Source organism: Pseudonocardia oceanicola (assembly GCF_047200735.1).
GTDB lineage: Bacteria > Actinomycetota > Actinomycetes > Mycobacteriales > Pseudonocardiaceae > Pseudonocardia.
In genome coordinates this window covers 25,092-38,836 of record NZ_JBJZON010000021.1, presented here as the reverse complement: position 1 = coordinate 38,836, position 13,745 = coordinate 25,092, and the positions used below count along the sequence as shown (strand labels likewise).

Here is a 13,745-nt window from a genome sequence, read left to right as displayed (position 1 = left end):
CGACTACCGGAGGATCCAGGTGTCCTTGGCCCCGCCGCCCCGCGACGAGTTGACGATGAGGCTGCCCGGCGGCGCGACCCGCGAGAGGGCCGCGGGGACGACGTCGAGGTGCGCCCGGCCGCCGTACTGGCTCTGGAACACGAAGGCCCGCAGGTCGACCGCCCGCGGCTCCAGCCGGTTCCCGGAGAAGGTCGGGTGGGTGGACAGCGACACCATGTCCTGGGCCACCCACCCGGCCGGCTCGGCCCGGATCAGCTTCTCCACCTCGGTGAGCTCCGAGCGCTCGGCGTGCGGGCCGATCACGATCCCGCTGCCGCCGTACCCGTCGACGGGCTTGAGCACGAGCTCGTCGAGCCGGTCGAGCACCTCGGCGCGCCGCTCGTCGTCGACGCAGGGGTAGGTCGGGACGATGTCCAGCAGCGGGGCCTCGTCGAGGTAGTAGGTGATCATGTCGGGGACGTAGGCGTAGACGAGCTTGTCGTCGGCCACGCCGTTGCCCAGCGCGTTGAGCAGCGCGACCCGGCCCCGGGACACCGCGCTCGCCAGCGCCCGCCCGATCGGCCGCATGTCGGCGCCGCGGGAGTTCATCAGGTCCTTCTCGTCCATCCGACGGTAGAGGGCGGAGAGCCGCCGCTTCCCGCCCGTCGTCACCAGGTAGACGCCGTCGTCGGTGACCTGCAGGTCCCGGGGCGTCACCACCGGCACGCCCATCCGGTCGGCGAGCAGCCGGTGCTCGAAGAAGGCCGAGTCGGAGGGGCCCGACGACAGCAGCGCCACCTCGTCGGCGCCGGGGCTGCCGGAGTCGGTCGCCGAGAGCAGCGCGGCCCGCAGCCGTCCGGGCACGTCCTCGAGCCCGACGACGCCGGTGGGCGGCTCCAGGTCGCTCATCACGCTGCGGACCAGGCGCCGGCTCATGATCGAGTAGCCGATGCCGGACGGCACGCGCAGGTTGTCCTCGAGCACGAGCCAGCGGTCCGGTGCGTCGCGGACCAGGTCGATCCCGGCCACGGCGATCCGCACGACGTCACCGGGCACGATCTCGCCCTCGCGGTTCCGGCCGGGCGCCCCGTCGACGACCGCCGCGGGGACGACGCCGTCGTGCAGGATGCGGCGCTCGCCGTAGACGTCCCGGACGAACAGCTCCAGCGCCCGGACCCGCTGCGCGAGCCCCGCCTCGAGGACGTGCCAGTCCTCGGCGCTCACGATCCGCGGCACCAGGTCCAGCGGGAAGAGCCGGGCCTCCGCCGTGCCGTCCTCGGGACCGAACGTCACCCCGCGCGCCCGCTGCTCGGTCTCGAGCGCGGACTCCGCGGCGACCATCCCGCGCGGCCCGAGGCGCTCCAGCGCCCGGAACATCCAGCCGTACTGCGGCAGGACGGTGCCGCCGTCGCTGACCGCCTCGTCGAACCCGCCCGGCCGGTAGTCGGCGAGCAGCTCGCGGGCGAGCGGCACCTCGACCGGGGGCTCGATCGAGAGCAGCCGGCCCTGGGTGTGGGCGACGAGGGCGTCGACCACGTCCGTCAGCCGGCCGCGGCGGCCGAACATCCGGCGCTGCCGGGCGGCGGCGCTGCCGCGCTCCAGGGTGGCCTGCGACAGCGCGAGGACCTGCTCCCAGTCGCCCAGCTCCTCCAGCTGCGGGCGCAGCATGTCGACGAGCTGCCCGACCAGCAGCGGGGGCGAGACCAGCGACGGACCGACCAGGTCCACGAGGTCGCCCTCGAGCCCGGAGCGCGCGGCCCGCCAGTTCGCCGAGCGCAGCAGCTCCTGCCGGCTCGTCGGCAACGGCAGGCCCTTGTCCAGGTCCGCGCGGGCCTTGCACACCAGGGCCCGGAACAGCCCGGCGATGAGGACGACGTCGTCGACCTCCGTGCAGGCGTCGCACACCCGCAGCTCGACGGTCGGCACGTGCGCACTCGGCCGGATGTCGAAGTAGAGCATGCCGGGGTCGCTGATCGTGCCCGACGCGATCAGCTCGTGGACCATCGCGTCGTACTCGGCCGCCGTCTCGACCATCGCCGGCGGGCCGGAGGTCGGCCAGCGCGACCAGACCATGCTGCGGTAGCTCGCGTAGCCGGTGTCGTTGCCGCGCCAGTACGGCGAGCTGGCCGACAACGCGAGCAGGATGTGCAGGTAGGGGGCCACGCGCCGGACGACCTGCACCGCGGTGTCGCGGTCCGGCACGTCGACGTGCACCTGCGCGCCGCAGATGTGCTGCTCCCGCACGAGCATCTGGTACTCGTGCTGCATCTTCTCGTAGCGGGCCCCGGCGGAGATGTCGTCGCCGGTCAGGTCGACGAGCGGGACGGTGCCGGCCGCGACGATCCCCAGCCCGTGCGGCTCGGCGACGCTCTCCAGCTTCGCCCGCAGCCGGCGCAGGTGGGCGCCCAGGTCGTCGAGCGTCTCGCAGACCGGCGTGTTCGTCTCGACCAGCGAGCGCTGCAGCTCCCGCGCGAACTCGGCCCCGTCGAGCTGGGGGAGGAGGGTGTCGGCCTCGGGCGCGGCACGGCGCGTCTCGAGGTCCACGACGTGGAACTCCTCCTCGACCCCGAGGAGGGGCTTCCCGGCGCCACTCATGCGAGTGACGCTAGGGGCCGATTGTTACGTACGGATAGCCTGCGCGCGGGGCCCTGCTCACGTGTGGCGGTCTCGGCCGGCGTACGCCGCGTCGAAGAAGGCGAGCTCGAGATCCACGGCCTCGGCGAAGTACCGGGCGACACGCCCGGGGTCCGCGGCGCGCGGCGCGCTGCGGTCCAGCTCGGCGCGCAGGAAGGTGACCCAGGCCTCGAACTCGGGGCCACGGTGCAGGTCGATCCACCCCCGGGAGATCGGGTCGCTCGGCAGCGCGTCATGGGGGCGGGATGCCCAGTCGAGGTAGAGCCATTCCGCGACGAGGAGCACGGCGACGATCTCCGGGTAGCTCCCGCCGGTGCGAGCGACGTCCATCAGGGCGACGAACCCCTCGGTCGGCGCCCCGCGCTCGGGGGCGGTCCGGTCGGCGTCGGGCACGCCGAGGAGGTCGAAGGAGCGGTGGAAGTAGTCGTGCTCGTCGCCGGCGACCACACCGACCTGGCGGGCGTGCACCACCCGGGCCGCGGCGTCGTCACAGGTGGCGACGGCCGCGCCCAGCAGGGCCAGGAAGGCGTCGCAGAACTGGAAGTCCTGCACGAGGTAGCGGCGCAGCACGTCCGGCGGCACGGTCCCGGCCCACAGCTCCTCGACGAACCGATGCCCGACGGCGGCATCCCAGGTCTCCCGGCCGGACTCGCGCAACTCCTGCGAAAGGCTCACGTGCGGTGAGCCTAGGTCTCCCGGGGCCAGGGGACGCCGGGGTGGGGCGAGCGTGCCTCCGCCCCGGCCGCGGCCAGCTCGCCGGCGGCGACGGCGCGGGCGAGGGCGGCCACCACCTCCAGCTCGGCGTGCTGGGCCCGGGCCTGCGCGGGGGTCATCGGATCGCCGTGTCCCGGGACGTACGTGCCGACGTCGAGGGCGAGCAGCGCCGCGACGGCGTCGGCCCAGGCGAGCGGGTGGGCGTCCTCGTAGTCCGGCGGGGCGCCGGACTCCAGCAGGTCGCCCGCGAACAGCACGCCCGCGTCGGGCACGTGGACCGCGAGGTCGTGGTCGGTGTGCCCGGGCCCGGGGGCGACCGGCACGACCTCCCGCCCGCCGAGATCCAGTGCCGGGGGAGCGGGCCCGGGTGGTACCGGCTCGGTCTCCTCGAGCGCCACGGCCGTCGCCGGGTCGCCGTCGGCACGGTAGTGGGCGGCCCAGTGATCACGCTGTGCGGCGGCGGTGCGGTCCAGCGCGGCCCGGCAACCGGGGTGCGCCAGGACCGGGGCGGGCAGGAACGCCGCGGTGCCGAAGCAGTGGTCGAAGTGGGCGTGGGTGAGCACGACGGTCACGGGCAGGGTGGTCACCGCACGTACCGCGGCCGCCAGCTCGGCACCCTGCCGGTGGTCGCCGCCGGTGTCGATCACCAGGGCGCGCTCGCCGCCGAGGACCAGCCCGGTGGTCAGGTCGAGCTCGGCGTGCCGGCGGGCCAGGACCCCGTCGCCCAGCTCGACCCAGGCCGTCCGGCCCGGCTCCACCCTGCTCATCGTCCGGCCCGCACGGAGCGGACCCTACCGCCGTCGCCCCACCTCCGAGATCCGTAGCGCGAGTCGCGTTGTGGGCTTCCGCGAGTCGCGCCCTGGGCTCCCGCGAGTCGCGCTGTGGGTTTCCGCGAGTCGCGCCCTGGGCTCCCGCGAGTCGCGCTGTGGGCTCCCGCGAGTCGCGCCCGCGAGTCAGACCGCGACCCGCATGATCCGGTCCCGGGCACCGGTCTCGCCCCCGAGGACGTCGGCCGTCCCGTCGGCCCAGCGGGCGGCGGACCAGGTGGCGGCCAGGGCGTCGAGGCAGTCGTCGAGCCGGGCGCCCTCCGGGAGGTCGGCCAGCGCCCGGGCCGGGTCCACCCAGCGGGTCAGCGCCGCGATGCGCTGGCCCGCACCCCGCGCCGTCTTCTTCGACGCGAACTCCGTCCCCGGTGCCAGCCCGCGCACCGCCAGCTCGGGATGCACCTCGATGACGTTGTCGGGCAACGGGTGCACGGCGTCCCAGGAGAGGATCTGCCGCCGGATGTTGTAGGTCTGGACGCTGATCCCGCGCCCGGTCAGCTCGCGGGCGCGGCGCACGGCCGCCTCGTGCGTCGGTGCGAGCAGCACCTCGCGCGGCGGTGCCGGGAACACCGACGACCGGGCCCGGCCGAGCCGGGCGGCGCACAGGACGTCACACGGGCGGGGTAGGCCGTCGGCGGGCAGCGCGAGCGGGATGTCCACCCCGACCGCCGCATAGCCGGCGGTCACGTCGGCCACCTCGACGGCGCTCGCCACCACGGCCCAGCGCACCGTCCACCGGGGAGCGCGGCCGTGCAGCCGCACCACCACCCAGCCGCCAGGCACCCCGTCCACCCCGGCGATCCCGGCGCCATCGTCCATGAGGCAGGATTCTCGCCGTGCGCGTCTACCTCGGCAGCGACCACGCCGGCTTCGAGCTGAAGGCCCGGCTCTCCGAGCACCTCACGGGTGCGGGTCACGACGTCGTCGACGTCGGTGCCCTGACCTACGACCCGGACGACGACTACCCGGCCTTCTGCATCGACACCGCCCGCCGTGTGGTCGGCGACCCCGGCAGCCTCGGGGTCGTGATCGGCGGCTCGGGCAACGGCGAGCAGATCGCCGCGAACAAGGTGAAGGGTATCCGGGCCGCCCTGGCCTGGAGCACCGAGACGGCGAAGCTCGCCAGGGAGCACAACGACGCCCAGGTCGTCGGCATCGGCGCCCGCCAGCACAGCGAGGACGAGGCGCTCGCCATCGTCGACGCCTTCCTCGCCACGCCCTTCTCGCGGGGCGAGCGGCACCAGCGCCGCATCGACCAGCTCGCCGCCTACGAGCAGACGGGCGCGTCCGCCGAGCAGGCCTGATGCCCGAGGGGCACACGCTGCACCGGCTGGCGCGGCGGCACCAGGCGCTGTTCGCGAGGCGACCGGTCGCGGTCAGCAGCCCACAGGGCCGGTTCGCCGAGTCGGCCGCGCTGCTCGACGGCCAGGTGCTGACCCGGGCCGAGGCGCACGGCAAGCACCTGTTCCACCGCTTCGGCCCCGATGTCGTGCACGTGCACCTCGGCCTGTACGGGACGTTCGACGAGGGCGAGCTACCCGCGCCGGAGCCGCGCGGCCAGCTGCGCCTGCGGTACGTCGGCGAGACGCACTTCGCCGACCTGCGCGGGCCGACGGCGTGCGAGCTGCTCACCCGCGCCGAGGTGAGGGCGATCCGCGAGCGGCTCGGCCCGGACCCGCTCCGCCGCGACTTCGACGCGGAACGGGTGTGGCAGCGCCTCTCGCGGTCGGCCTCCCCGCTCGCGACACTGCTGATGGACCAGCGGGTGCTCGCCGGCGTCGGCAACGTCTACCGCGCCGAGCTGCTCTTCCGGCACGGGCTGGACCCGCAGATCCCCGGGCGGGCGCTCGACCGTGGCACGTGGGACGCGATGGCCCCGGACCTCGTGGCCCTGATGAGGGACGGCGTGCGGCGCGGCCGGATCGACACCGTCCGGCCCGAGCACGACCCGCGCCGCACGGGGCAGGCCGCGCGGAGGGACCGGCACGGCGGCGAGGTGTACGTCTACCGCCGAGCCGGGATGCCCTGCCTGGTCTGCGGCACCGAGGTCCGGACCGCCACCCATGCCGCCCGCAACCTGTTCTGGTGCCCCACCTGCCAGGCGGGATGACCCCGGCCGCGCGGGTCAGGCGGGTGTCGCCTCCAGCACGACGAGCCCGACCGGCGACGTCGTCGGCACGATCCGTCGCAGCGTGAGGCCGGCCGAGGCGAACAGCCCGCCGAACTCGCGCGCGGTCCGCTCGCGCCCCGTCGCGAGCAGCAGCATCGTGGCGTCCATGCGGATCACCGCGGGGCCGTCCGCGGCCCGCTCCGGCAGTAACGCGTCAACGACCAGCAGCGTCGCGGCGGGACCCATCGCCTCCCGGCAGCGGTCGAGGATGCAGCGGGCGTCGGCGTCGTCCCAGTCGTGGACGACGCGCGACAGCAGGTAGGCGTCGCCACCGGTCGGGACCCCGGTGAAGAAGTCCCCGGCGACCACCTCGGTGCCCTCCGGCACCCGCGCCCCGGCCACCACCTCGCCGCGGTCGAGCAGCACCCCCGCCAGGCCCGGCGTGGCGGTGAGGATGGCCGAGAGCAGGACGCCGGTGCCGCCGCCGACGTCGACGAGCCGCCGGAAGCGACCGAAGTCGTAGGCGGCGACGACGTCGGCCGCCTCGCGCGCCGACCGGTCGGCCATCGCCGCCTGGAACGCCGCCAGATCGGCCGGCCGCCGTGCGACGTGGTCGAAGAAGGCCTCGCCCCTCGCCCGCTCGAAGGCGACCCCGCCCTCCCGCACGGCGTCGGGCAGCGCCGGGGCGGCGGTCGCGTACACCCCGCCCCGGGCGCGGACGGCGCCGCGCAGCGAGCCCGGGACGTCGGAGCGCAGCAGCCGCCCACTGGGGGTCAGGGAGAGCGTCCCGTCGGGGAACTCGGCCAGCACGCCTTCCGCGACGAGCACGCGCAGCACCCTGCGCAGCGGCTCGGGTCGGGCGCCGACCTCCGCGGCGAGCCCGTCGGCGTCGCACGCTCCGCGTGCCAGCACGTCGGCCACCCCGAGCTCGGCGGCGACGTACAGCGCGGCGGTGACCAGGTAGCCGTCGGCGAGCCGGGAGAGCCGGGCGGCGGCATCGGCCCCCGGATCCGGGAACTGCGGCGGAGGCTGCGGTGCCGCCGGTGGTGCGGTCGCTGACGTGGTCGGTGTCGGCACGACCATGGGGACCTCCTGTCGTCGACACGCAGGAGAGAGCCCGGCGGGCGCGAGAGATACCGGCGAAGGTCCCGGAGGCCGGCCCCGGAACGGGGGACGGAGGGGCGGGACGCCGACAGGGCCCGCAACGACACGACCGGCCCGGGTCGTTGCTCTCCGGGCCGGTCAGTGGCGCAGGGCCGGGCGAGCCGGCCGGACGTCGTTGACGCTGGGTTACCCGCGGCTCAGAAGTCGAAACCTCCGAAGTCGCCGCCGCCGAAGTCGCCCCCGAAGTCACCACCGAAGTCACCACCGGCGTCGCCGCCCATGTCGCCCCCGGCGTCGCCGCCCATGTCGCCCCCGGCGTCGCCGCCCATGTCGCCGCTGCCGTCGCCGCCGGCGGCCATGTCCGCGGCCATCGCGTCCGAGTAGCCGTCGGCGTACGCGCTGCCGGCCATGCCCGAGAACATCGCGCTGAACAGCAGGGCCGAGCCGACACCCCAGGCACCGGCGACCAGGGCCGGCTTCCACCAGGGCTGGCTGTACCAGCCGGCGGGCACCGGCCGGCCGGCGACGTTGCCGCCGGGGTAGTAGTGCGCGTTGCGCTCCGAGGGGTTCGGCGAGGCGCTGTAGTGCTGGCCCTCGACGTCGACCTCACGCTCCTCGGTGACCGCGCCCGCACGGGCCTGGCCGGGCAGCGGCGGCAGCTCGGGGCCGGGGTCGAGGTCCATAGCGGTGCGTGCCGCACGGACGTAGTAGAGGCCCTCGTAGGCGGTCTCGGTGACGCCCCGGGCCTGGGCGGTCGTGCGGGCCTGGTCGAGCTGGGAGCCGGCCGCGGTGTAGCGCTCGGAGGCGTCGGCGAGGGCCTGCTTGGCCGCCTCGTTGGTGCCGACGAGGTTGAGCACCTGGCCGCCGAGGCGCTCGACCCAGCGGCGGGCGTCGGCCTTGGCGTCCTCGAGCTCGCGTGCCTGGCCGGCGTTGCGGTTGCGGACCAGCCAGACGACGCCCGCCACCACGGCGAGCAGCAGGACGATGGTCACGAGGTCCACGGGTTCTCCTTGTCGGCGGGTTCTGCACACCGACAACGGACAGACCGGCACGAACGTTCCCGGGCCTAGGATCGTGTCCGTGGCGGACGGCAAACCGGTCGAGGCGTGGATGACCGACATGGACGGCGTGCTCGTCCACGAGGGGAGCATCATCCCCGGGGCCGATGCCTTCGTGCGCCGCCTCCGCGAGACCGGCACGCCCTTCCTGGTGCTCACCAACAACTCGATCTACACGCCCCGCGACCTGCAGTTCCGGTTGCGGAACACCGGGATCGAGGTGCCGGTCGAGGCGATCTGGACCTCGGCGCTGGCCACCGCGGCGTTCCTCGACAACCAGCGGCCGGGCGGTTCGGCGTACGTCGTCGGCGAGGCCGGGCTGACCACGGCCCTGCACGAGATCGGCTACGTGCTGACGGAGTCGGACCCGGACTACGTGGTGCTGGGGGAGACCCGGACCTACAGCTTCGAGGCGGTCACGACCGCGATCCGGCTCGTCGAGCGTGGCGCCCGGTTCGTCGCCACGAACCCCGACGCGACGGGCCCGTCGAACGAGGGGAGCCTGCCCGCCACGGGGTCGGTCGCGGCCCTGATCACCCGGGCCACGGGGGTCGACCCGTACTTCGTGGGCAAGCCGAACCCGCTGATGATGCGGGCGGCCCTGAACCGCCTGGAGGCACACTCCGAGACCACGGTCATGATCGGCGACCGGATGGACACCGATGTCGTCGCGGGCATGGAGGCCGGGATGCGCACGGTGCTGGTGCTCTCCGGGATCATGCGGGCCGAGGCTGTCGACCGCTACCCGTACCGGCCCACCCGCGTGGTGGGCTCGATCGCGGAGCTCGTCGACGAGATCTGACTCGAGGCGCCCGCCACCGTCCCCGAGAGTCGGGAGACCGTGCCGCGCGAGTCGGGAGTTCGTGCGACGCGAGTCGGGACTTCTCCCCGCGCGAGTCGCGAGGCGGATTCCGCGTCGGGTCCTCGCTCTGGCGCCTCGCGCCGCGCGGCAAGGGGGCCTGCCGGGACCAGGTGGTCCACGCCGGCGGACACCACCGGCGTGGACCGGCGGCCGGTGAGGGAGGGGTTCTCCCGGCCGCGGGGTCGGCGTGCACGCCCGCACGATCCGAAGTTCGTCCCGGCTGCGCGCCCCGTGGATTGTCTCGGCCGGTTCATCCGCCGTGTTACGCGGTGTCACGTGAGCATCGACCCCGGGTGGGGCCCCGACCGTCACCCCGCCCTGCGAGTGCGTCTGGAGCGTGGACGAGCGGAAGCGCGCGCGGTTCTCCACGCACGCGCCAGAACACCCGGCCCGCCACGGCGCCCGCGGCGGGCCGGAGCAGGACGGCGAATCAGCCGGTCGCGTAGGTCTCCGCGGTCTTGCTGTCGAACTCGAGTGCGACGAAGGGCTCGTCCCCGATCACCCACGCGTCGTGCCCGGGCGGGACCTGGTAGGCGTCGCCGGGCGCGAGGTCGAGCTCGCCGCCGCTGTCGTCCCGCAGGCGCAGGCGTCCCGCGATCACGTAGCCGAGGTGCGCCGTCTGGCAGCTCGCCGTCCCGCGGCCGGCTTGATGCACTCCGACCAGCGCCAACCCGGCTGGAGGGTGATCCGGCCGACGGTCGCGCCGGGCAGGTTGACCACGTCGAGCACCGTCTTGTCCGGACGGCGGGACTCGTCCGGGTCGTCCAGGCTCCGCTTGTCCATCCCCGCCATGTCGCAAATCCTCTCCGGTCGATGACGACGCCGTCGTCGGTCGGGGAGGAGCGGGGCAGCCCTGCGGCCGTGCGTTCGATACGTAGTTCCCCCACGGCATCCCGCATCTACCGCCGGCTTGCGAACCACACGGATGTGATTACCCTCGGTCCCATGGGCGACACCTTGTGGTGGAGCTGCACTTCCTGCGGCTCCTACGCCGAACTTCCCGCCGAGGAGTCCGAGGGCTTCGACATCGGGTGCCCGGACTGCCGGAGCCCCATGTCGGCCCAGTGGTACTGGGAGGACCGGGCCGGCGAGGCGGCCTGACTCACCCGGCGTTCGGGTCACCTGCGGGGCCGAGCAGCTCCGCGGGAAGGTCACGGTACGGGAGCCAGGCCTCGGGCGTCGGGCCGTCGGTGCGGGTGAGCTGACGCAGCGTGACGGCGACGACGGCCCGCCCGACCGGGTCCTGCGGGAGCCCGACGGGCGCCCGTCCGGCCCGGACCGCCTCCCGCACGGACTCCTTGAGCGCGCGCAGCAGGGGATCTCCCGCGACGTCGAGGACGGCGTCGAAGCGCGCCAGCCGGTCCGGGTCGAAGGCGTGCGGTCGTCCGAGGTGGTCCGCCGCGGGGTGTGGGGGATAGGCGTGCGCGACGGCGACGTACCCCGCCCGCACCGGCGTGGTCGGCCCGGGCTCGCGGCCGAGCAGGTGGGGCAGCAGGTGGGTGTGCGGGCCGAGCGGTGACCGCTGGTCGGGCCCGGGAATCGGGGCGTACACCTCGACCCGACCGACGGCCGTCAGGAACACGCGGTGCGGGCTGCGGGCCACCAGCTCGGCCCCGAGGGGCGTGGCGAACAGTGGTTCCCCCGCGTGCGCCCCGATCAGGGCCAGCAGCTCGAGGTCCTCGGTCCGCACACAGGCGTCGACGGTCGGGGTGCCGAGCCCGAGGTCGACGAGGACGGCCCCGCGGTCGGCGGGCCGCAGCGCGTCGGCGTCCGGCCCCAGTTCCGTGATCGCCGCCCGGCCCGCCCGCCGCGCCTCACCGTGGGGGAGGCAGAACGCCACCGCCTGCGTCCAGTGCAGGTCCCGCCCCGCGGGCGTCTCGTAGGCGACCGGGACAGTCCCGGGCGGCGGTTCGAGCCGGATCCCGCCCCGTGGCGTGACGACCGCGGCCGGGCCGGCCTCGGTGACCTCCTCCGGGTCTCGGGCGAACTCCGCGATCGCGCCCGGCGGCCCCATGCTCCAGCCCGTCGCGGGGTCACCGAGCAGCTCACGACCCAGCCCGTGCGCGTCGACCACGCCCCGATGCTCGTCGCGGCCCTGGCCCGCCGCAAGGCGGCCCGGGAGACCAGCCCTTGTCCGCGGGGTGCGCCCGGGCGCATGCTGGAGAGCCGTACCGAGCAGAAGCCGAGGTGCACGACCGGGTCCGGCCCGGCCCACCGCCAGCACGTCCTGAGCACATCTCGAGGGATCCCGTGTCGGTCAGCTACGACATCGTCGTCAAGAGGAAGAACCGGACGAGCGCGAGCTCCCCGCACCCGACCCGGGGCGACTCCAACCGCTCCTGGTGGCCGAACCGGCTGAACCTGAAGATGCTGGCCCGGAACCCCCCCGTCGTCGACCCGATGGGCGAGGAGTTCGACTACGCCGCGGAGTTCGAGTCCCTCGACCTGGAGGCCGTCCGACGCGACATCGAGGAGGTCCTGACCACCTCGCAGGACTGGTGGCCCGCCGACCACGGCCACTACGGCCCGCTCATGGTCCGGATGGCGTGGCACGCCGCCGGCACGTACCGCATCCACGACGGCCGGGGCGGCGCCGGTACCGGCATGCTCCGCTTCGCACCCCTGAACAGCTGGCCGGACAACAAGGGCCTGGACAAGGCGCGCCGGCTGCTGTGGCCGGTGAAGCGGAAGTACGGACGGAAGCTCTCCTGGGCCGATCTCACGATCTTCGCGGGCACCGTGGCGCTGGAGTCGATGGGCCTGCGCACCTTCGGGTTCGGCGGCGGCCGGGCGGACGTCTGGGAGCCCGACGCGGACGTCTACTGGGGCCCCGAACGCGCCTGGCTCACCGACGAGCGGCACACCCGGGTCCGCGAGCTGGAGAGCCCCCTGGCCGCCTCCGAGATGGGCCTGATCTACGTGGACCCGGAGGGCCCGCACCGCGTGCCGGACCCGCTCCTGGCGGGTCGCGACATCCGGGAGACCTTCCGGCGGATGGGACTGGACGACGAGGAGACCGTCGCGCTGATCGTGGGCGGCCACACGTTCGGCAAGACCCACGGCGCGGCCCCGCAGGACCATCTCGGGCCGGAACCCGAGGGCGCCCCGTTGGAGGAGCAGGGGCTGGGCTGGCGCAACAGCTTCGGCACGGGCAAGGGTGCCCACGCGATCAGCAGCGGGCTGGAGGGGACCTGGACGCCCACCCCGACGCGGTGGGACCACAGCTTCCTGCAGACCCTCTTCGGCTACGAGTGGGACGCGGTCCTGAGCCCGGCCGGCGCGTGGCAGTGGGTCCCGACCGGCGGGGCCGGGGCCGGCACGGTGCCGGACGCCCACGACCCGTCCAGGACCCATGTCCCGACGTTCCTGACGACGGACCTGGCCCTGCGGTTCGACCCGGGCTACGCGCCGATCTCCCGGCGGTACCTGGAGCACCCGGACCTGCTGGCGGACGCGTTCGCCCGGGCCTGGTTCAAGCTCACCCACCTCGACATGGGTCCCGTGCGGCGCTACCGGGGGCCGCTGGTCCCCGCCGAGACGCTGATCTGGCAGGACCCGGTGCCGGAGGTGGACCACCCGCTCGTGGGGACCGAGGACGTCGCCGCCCTCAAGAAGCAGCTCCTGGCGTCGGGCCTGTCGGTGTCGCAGCTCGTGGGCACCGCCTGGGCCGCCGCCTCGACCTTCCGCACCAGCGACAAGCGCGGCGGGGCGAACGGGGCGCGGATCCGCCTCGAGCCGCAGCGGCGGTGGGAGGTCAACGAGCCCGACCGGCTGGCCGACGTCCTGGGTGTCCTGGAGGAGGTCCGGGAGTCGTTCCACCGTTCCCGCGGCGACGACACGCGGATCTCCCTGGCCGACCTGATCGTGCTCGGCGGGTGCGCGGCCGTCGAGCAGGCCGCCCACGAGGCCGGCCACGCGGTCGAGGTCCCGTTCACCCCGGGCCGCACGGACGCCTCCCAGGACCAGACCGACGTCGCCTCGTTCGGCCCGCTCGAGCCCGTCGCTGACGGGTTCCGCAACTACGTCCGCAGGGCCGACCGGGTGCCACCCGAACACCTGCTGGTCGACCGGGCCCACCAGCTGACGCTGTCCGCGCCGGAGATGACCGTCCTGGTGGGTGGGCTGCGGGTGCTGGGCGCGAACTTCCGGCAGAGCCCGCTCGGCGCGTTCACCTCCCGACCCGGGTCGCTGACCACCGACTTCTTCGTCAACCTGCTCGACATGGGCACGGAATGGGCGCCGAGCGGATCCGGGCAGGTCTTCGAGGGCCGCGATCGCGCCACCGGTGAGCTGCGCTGGACGGCCAGCCGGGTCGACCTGATCTTCGGCTCGAACTCCGAGCTCCGTGCCCTCGCCGAGGTCTACGGCAGCGACGACGCCGGGGAGAAGTTCGTGCGGGACTTCGTGGCGGCCTGGGACAAGGTCATGAACCTCGACCGCTTCTGACCGTCCGCCGTGCC

At 74.6% G+C, this 13,745-nt stretch carries 14 protein-coding genes; 5 read left to right on the top strand and 9 right to left on the bottom strand.

Going from position 1 to position 13,745, the window contains the following annotated elements:
- Positions 1–3: 3 nt before the first annotated feature.
- The 4 genes from ACL02T_RS25355 to ACL02T_RS25340 form a co-directional block, all read right to left on the bottom strand.
- Complete coding sequence (locus ACL02T_RS25355; RefSeq protein WP_412833270.1) at positions 4–2,574, bottom strand: glutamate--cysteine ligase; 2,571 nt, start codon at positions 2,572–2,574, stop codon at positions 4–6.
- A gap of 57 nt (positions 2,575–2,631) precedes the next feature.
- Complete coding sequence (locus tag ACL02T_RS25350) at positions 2,632–3,288, bottom strand: TenA family protein (protein WP_412833269.1); 657 nt, start codon at positions 3,286–3,288, stop codon at positions 2,632–2,634.
- 11 nt (positions 3,289–3,299) lie between these two features.
- Positions 3,300–4,094 carry an MBL fold metallo-hydrolase gene (locus ACL02T_RS25345; RefSeq protein WP_412833268.1) on the bottom strand — a complete coding sequence of 265 codons (795 nt, stop codon included), beginning with the start codon at positions 4,092–4,094 and terminating at the stop codon, positions 3,300–3,302.
- 186 nt (positions 4,095–4,280) lie between these two features.
- Complete coding sequence (locus ACL02T_RS25340) at positions 4,281–4,970, bottom strand: DUF429 domain-containing protein (RefSeq protein WP_412833267.1); 690 nt, start codon at positions 4,968–4,970, stop codon at positions 4,281–4,283.
- Between the two features lie 17 nt (positions 4,971–4,987).
- On the opposite strand from ACL02T_RS25340, the gene ACL02T_RS25335 reads away from it, so the two are divergent.
- Positions 4,988–5,455 (top strand): ribose-5-phosphate isomerase, encoded by a 468-nt coding sequence (locus ACL02T_RS25335; protein ID WP_412833266.1) that lies wholly within the window; start codon positions 4,988–4,990, stop codon positions 5,453–5,455.
- On the top strand, positions 5,455–6,261 hold the full coding sequence (locus ACL02T_RS25330; RefSeq protein WP_412833265.1) for an Fpg/Nei family DNA glycosylase: 807 nt from the start codon (positions 5,455–5,457) through the stop codon (positions 6,259–6,261). The genes ACL02T_RS25335 and ACL02T_RS25330 overlap by 1 nt, the downstream gene beginning before the upstream one ends.
- Positions 6,262–6,276: 15 nt before the next feature.
- Here ACL02T_RS25330 and ACL02T_RS25325 read toward each other — a convergent pair whose 3' ends face one another.
- Positions 6,277–7,344: a methyltransferase gene (locus tag ACL02T_RS25325; protein ID WP_412833264.1), complete on the bottom strand. Its 1,068-nt coding sequence runs from the start codon at positions 7,342–7,344 to the stop codon at positions 6,277–6,279.
- Positions 7,345–7,562: 218 nt separating this feature from the next.
- Positions 7,563–8,366 carry a hypothetical protein gene (locus tag ACL02T_RS25320; protein ID WP_412833263.1) on the bottom strand — a complete coding sequence of 268 codons (804 nt, stop codon included), beginning with the start codon at positions 8,364–8,366 and terminating at the stop codon, positions 7,563–7,565.
- A 109-nt stretch (positions 8,367–8,475) separates the two neighbouring features.
- On the opposite strand from ACL02T_RS25320, the gene ACL02T_RS25315 reads away from it, so the two are divergent.
- Positions 8,476–9,225, top strand: a complete 750-nt coding sequence (locus ACL02T_RS25315; protein WP_412833335.1) for an HAD-IIA family hydrolase — start codon at positions 8,476–8,478, stop codon at positions 9,223–9,225.
- Positions 9,226–9,715: 490 nt separating this feature from the next.
- On the opposite strand, the gene ACL02T_RS25310 is transcribed toward ACL02T_RS25315, so the two are convergent.
- Both ACL02T_RS25310 and ACL02T_RS25305 read right to left on the bottom strand, forming a co-directional pair.
- On the bottom strand, positions 9,716–9,886 hold the full coding sequence (locus ACL02T_RS25310) for a cupin domain-containing protein (protein WP_412833262.1): 171 nt from the start codon (positions 9,884–9,886) through the stop codon (positions 9,716–9,718).
- Positions 9,883–10,077, bottom strand: a complete 195-nt coding sequence (locus ACL02T_RS25305) for a cupin domain-containing protein (RefSeq protein WP_412833261.1) — start codon at positions 10,075–10,077, stop codon at positions 9,883–9,885. The genes ACL02T_RS25310 and ACL02T_RS25305 overlap by 4 nt, the downstream gene beginning before the upstream one ends.
- 153 nt (positions 10,078–10,230) lie before the next feature.
- Here ACL02T_RS25305 and ACL02T_RS25300 point away from each other — a divergent pair, with 153 nt between their 5' ends.
- Entirely contained in the window at positions 10,231–10,386 is a 156-nt protein-coding gene (locus ACL02T_RS25300; protein ID WP_412833260.1) for a hypothetical protein, read from the top strand.
- A 1-nt stretch (position 10,387) separates the two neighbouring features.
- Here the strand turns inward: ACL02T_RS25300 and ACL02T_RS25295 are convergent, their stop codons facing one another.
- The gene (locus ACL02T_RS25295; RefSeq protein WP_412833259.1) at positions 10,388–11,359 is read right to left on the bottom strand and encodes a DUF6925 family protein; all 972 of its coding nucleotides are present in this window, start codon (positions 11,357–11,359) and stop codon (positions 10,388–10,390) included.
- A 176-nt stretch (positions 11,360–11,535) separates the two neighbouring features.
- Between ACL02T_RS25295 and katG the strand changes: the two genes are divergently transcribed.
- Entirely contained in the window at positions 11,536–13,731 is a 2,196-nt protein-coding gene (katG, locus tag ACL02T_RS25290; protein WP_412833258.1) for a catalase/peroxidase HPI, read from the top strand.
- Positions 13,732–13,745: the final 14 nt, after the last annotated feature.

What these genes read in the sequence shown, in the direction of transcription:
- ACL02T_RS25300 (WP_412833260.1), top strand. Translation starts at nt 10,231, where the DNA reads ATGGGCGACACCTTGTGGTGGAGCTGCACTTCCTGCGGCTCCTACGCC.
- ACL02T_RS25305 (WP_412833261.1), bottom strand. Translation starts at nt 10,077, where the DNA reads ATGGCGGGGATGGACAAGCGGAGCCTGGACGACCCGGACGAGTCCCGC.
- ACL02T_RS25330 (WP_412833265.1), top strand. Translation starts at nt 5,455, where the DNA reads ATGCCCGAGGGGCACACGCTGCACCGGCTGGCGCGGCGGCACCAGGCG.
- ACL02T_RS25315 (WP_412833335.1), top strand. Translation starts at nt 8,476, where the DNA reads ATGACCGACATGGACGGCGTGCTCGTCCACGAGGGGAGCATCATCCCC.
- ACL02T_RS25345 (WP_412833268.1), bottom strand. Translation starts at nt 4,094, where the DNA reads ATGAGCAGGGTGGAGCCGGGCCGGACGGCCTGGGTCGAGCTGGGCGAC.
- ACL02T_RS25355 (WP_412833270.1), bottom strand. Translation starts at nt 2,574, where the DNA reads ATGAGTGGCGCCGGGAAGCCCCTCCTCGGGGTCGAGGAGGAGTTCCAC.
- ACL02T_RS25340 (WP_412833267.1), bottom strand. Translation starts at nt 4,970, where the DNA reads ATGGACGATGGCGCCGGGATCGCCGGGGTGGACGGGGTGCCTGGCGGC.
- ACL02T_RS25325 (WP_412833264.1), bottom strand. Translation starts at nt 7,344, where the DNA reads ATGGTCGTGCCGACACCGACCACGTCAGCGACCGCACCACCGGCGGCA.